Origin of the sequence: Streptomyces sp., from assembly GCF_035645055.1 — a bacterium.
In the GTDB taxonomy this organism is placed as follows: Bacteria; Actinomycetota; Actinomycetes; order Streptomycetales; family Streptomycetaceae; genus Streptomyces.
This window is the reverse complement of the sequence record NZ_DASQNH010000006.1, coordinates 1-3,555: the sequence shown is the minus strand read 5'-3', so window position 1 is coordinate 3,555 and position 3,555 is coordinate 1. Positions and strand designations below refer to the sequence as shown.

Genomic DNA, 3,555 nt, shown 5'->3' with positions numbered 1-3,555 from the left:
CGGCGGCATCCACGTCGAGCTGACCGGCGACGACGTCACCGAATGCGTCGGCGGCGGCGACGAGATCTTCGTCGACGACCTCCACCAGCGCTACGAGACCGCCTGCGACCCCCGCCTCAACCGCAGCCAGTCCCTCGACCTTGCCTTCCTCGTCGCGGAGTACTTCACCTCCGCCACGGGTGCGCCCCACCGTTCCGGGGGCCGGACATGACGCTGCGTGCCGTCCGGGGCGCCGTCCAGGTGGAGCGGGACGAACCCGGTGTGCTGCGCGGCCAGGTCGGCCTGCTGCTGAAGGAGATCATGGCGGCCAACGACCTGGTCCCCGACGATCTGGTGAGCATCGTCTTCACCTCCACCCCCGACCTCGTCAGCGCCTTCCCCGCCGAAGCGGCCCGGGAGCTGGGCCTGGTCGACGTACCGCTGATGTGCGCGCGGGAACTGGACGTGCGGGGCGGACTGCCGCGCACCGTACGGATCCTGGCCCACGTCGAGACCGGGCGGGCACGAGCCGACGTCCGGCACGTCTACCTCGGCGGTGCCGCCGTGCTCCGCAAGGACCTCGCGCGGCACACCGCGGACGGCGCATCCGGAAGAGAGCCTGCGCGGCACACCGCCGACGGCGTGCCCGGCAGAGAACTCGCGCGGCACACCGCGGGCGGCGACCGGCCCGAAGGGGGGACCCCGTGATCCGCACCCTGGCCGTCGTGGGGACCGGCCTGATCGGCACCTCCGTCGGCCTGGCGATGAGCCGCCAGGGCGTCACCGTCCACCTCGTCGACCGCGACGCGTCGGCGGCCCGGACCGCGGCGGCGCTCGGCGCGGGCGTCACCGACTCCCCCACCGGGCCGGTCGACCTCGCCGTGATCGCCGTACCGCCCCGCGCGGTGGCGGGCGTGCTCGCGGAGCAGCGCGCCCGCGGACTGGCCCGGAGCTACACCGACGTGGCGAGTGTCAAGGCGCTGCCCGTCCGCGAGGCCGGCGACGGCACCCACGACGGCACCTACGTGGGCGGGCATCCCATGGCGGGCCGGGAGCGGTCGGGTCCGCTGGCCGCCCGCGCCGGCCTCTTCGAAGGCCGGCCCTGGGTGCTCACCCCCTCGCCGCGCACCACGCGGACGGCCCTCAACCACGCGCTGGAGCTGGTCGCCCGGTGCGGTGCCACGCCGCTCGTCATGGACGGCGAGGCGCACGACCGGGCCGTGGCGCTCACCTCGCACGCGCCCCACGTGGTGGCGAGCCTGCTCGCCGCCCGCCTCCAGCACGGAGCGCCGGACGTCCTGCGGCTCGCCGGGCAGGGGCTGCGGGACACCACCCGCATCGCCGGTGGCGACCCGCACCTGTGGGCCGACATCCTGTCCAGCAACGCCGCACCGGTCGTCCAGGTGCTGCGCGAGGTCGAGAGGGACCTCGCGGGACTGTGCGCCGCGCTGGAGGACATCGAGCGGAACGGTGAGTCCGGGGCCGCGAGCAGGCGGCACGTGACGGATCTGCTGGAGCGCGGCGCGGCGGGGCTGCGGGCCATCCGCCCCTCGCCCGCCCACGGTCCGGCCGCGCGGCAAGCGTTGCGGGTGACCGTGGCCGAACGGCCGGGAGAACTGACGCGGTTGCTCGACATCGTCGTCGAGCACGGGGTGGACGCGCACGAGGTGACCGCCAGGTTCGCGCCCGAGAGCGCCGGCGTCACGGCCGAGTTCGCCGCCCCCGCCGACACCGCCCGGGAACTGCGCCGCCGGCTGGTGGAGCGGGGCTGGCACGTCGAGGACGGCTCCGCCCGTCCGTGCCGGCGCCCGCAGCCGCAGCCGCCCCGCGGAGCCCACCTGTGGGAGGACGACGTCGTCCCGGCGCAGCGGGTGGCCGCCGCCGCCCTGCCCGGCGTGTGAGGGCACGTCCTGATGACCGAGGGAAACCGACCATGACCGCAACCGACGTCTCCGCTCCGGCATCACAGGCGCGGATTCCCGGATCGAAGAGTCTTACCAACCGTGCCCTGCTGCTCGCCGCCGCGGCGGGCGGCGTCAGCAAGGTGTGGGCGCCGCTCGTCAGCGATGACACCGTCGCGTTCCGCGCCGCGCTGACCTCCTTCGGCGTCGCGGTGCGCAGCAGTCCGACGTCCGAGTCCTGGGAGGTGACCGGCCTGGGCGGCGGGCCGGTCGGCCAGGCCCGCCTGTGGTGCGCGGACGCCGGAACGGCGGCCCGCTTCCTGCCGCCCTTCGCGGCCACCGGCCGCGGCGCCTTCCTGTTCGACGGTTCGTCCCAGTTGCGGGCCCGCCCGTCGCGGCCGCTGGTGGAGGCGCTGCGACACCTGGGCGCCCACGTCGGGACGGGCCCCGGCGGCGGGCTTCCGCTGCTGGTGTGCGCCTCCGACCTGCCCGGCGGCGAACTGACCGTGGACTCGTCCCTGAGCAGCCAGTACCTCAGCGGCCTGCTGATGGCGGCCCCCCTGATGCGGAACGGGCTGCTGGCCCGCGCCGAGGCACTGGTGAGCAGCCCGTACGTCGACATGACGCTGACGCTGATGCGGCACTTCGGCGCCCGCGTGGCGGAAACCGCCGACGGGGGACTCCGGGTCGAGCCCGGCGGGTACACCCCCACCGACCTGGTGATCGAGCCGGACGCCTCCACGGCGTCGTACTTCTTCGCCGCCGCGGCGATCACCGGCCGGACGATCACGGTGCCGGGGCTCGGCACCGGCAGCCTCCAGGGGGACCTGGGCTTCGTCGACGTACTGGAGAAGGCCGGCGCACAGGTCACCGTCACGGACAGCGCCACCACCGTGCGAGGCGGCGGCGGTCTGCGCGGCGGCTTCGACGTCGACATGGGCGAGATCTCGGACACCTTCATGACCCTGGCCGCGATCGCACCCCTCGCCGACGCCCCCATCACCATCCACGGCATCGGCCACGCCCGGCTGAAGGAGTCCGACCGGATCGCCGCGGTGGCGTCCAATCTGCGCGCCTGCGGAATCCAGGTCGCGGAGGGCACCGACTGGATCACCGTCCACCCCGGCCGGCCGGCCCCGGCCCGGATCTCCTGTCACCGCGACCACCGCATCGCCATGTCCTTCTCGGTGCTCGCGCTCGGCTCCGGCGTCCCCCTCGAACTCGACGACCCCGACTGTGTGACCAAGACGTTCCCCGGCTTCCACGCCGAGTTGCACCGGCTGTTTCCCGGCACCCCCGACAGTGAGGAGCGACAGTGAGCAGACTGCGGTGGCTTACGGCCGGGGAGTCCCATGGTCCCGCACTCGTGGCGACGCTGGAGGGCCTTCCCGCCGGTGTCCCGATCACCACGGAGATGGTGGCGGATCACCTGGCGCGGCGCCGGCTCGGCTATGGGCGCGGTGCGCGGATGAAGTTCGAGCGCGACGAGGTCACCTTCCTGGGCGGTGTCCGGCACGGACTCACCCTCGGTTCCCCGGTGGCGGTCATGGTGGGGAACACCGAGTGGCCGAAGTGGGAGAAGGTCATGGCGGCCGACCCCGTCGACCCGGACGAGCTGGCCGAGCTGGCGCGCAACGCGCCGCTGACCCGGCCGCGGCCCGGTCACGCGGATCTG

General features: G+C 74.5%; 4 protein-coding genes and 1 pseudogene. All 5 read left to right on the top strand.

Annotated features, from left to right (window positions below; translation table 11 throughout):
* The coding region (locus tag VE614_RS02055) for a 3-deoxy-7-phosphoheptulonate synthase (protein WP_324930933.1) at positions 1 to 211 on the top strand (211 nt) is incomplete at its 5' end.
* Positions 208 to 567, top strand: a pseudogene (aroH, locus tag VE614_RS02050) (chorismate mutase); the annotation flags it as partial. The gene VE614_RS02055 and the pseudogene aroH, both read left to right, overlap by 4 nt.
* A gap of 116 nt (positions 568 to 683) precedes the next feature.
* Positions 684 to 1,880 (top strand): prephenate dehydrogenase, encoded by a 1,197-nt coding sequence (locus tag VE614_RS02045; RefSeq protein ID WP_324930930.1) that lies wholly within the window; start codon positions 684 to 686, stop codon positions 1,878 to 1,880.
* A gap of 32 nt (positions 1,881 to 1,912) precedes the next feature.
* Positions 1,913 to 3,199 carry a 3-phosphoshikimate 1-carboxyvinyltransferase gene (gene aroA, locus VE614_RS02040; RefSeq protein WP_324930927.1) on the top strand — a complete coding sequence of 429 codons (1,287 nt, stop codon included), beginning with the start codon at positions 1,913 to 1,915 and terminating at the stop codon, positions 3,197 to 3,199.
* The coding region (locus VE614_RS02035; RefSeq protein ID WP_324930924.1) for a chorismate synthase at positions 3,196 to 3,555 on the top strand (360 nt) is incomplete at its 3' end. The genes aroA and VE614_RS02035, both read left to right, overlap by 4 nt.

Bases quoted from the DNA above. Each gene is read 5' to 3' on its own strand.
- aroA (WP_324930927.1), top strand. From the start codon at position 1,913: ATGACCGCAACCGACGTCTCCGCTCCGGCATCACAGGCGCGGATTCCC.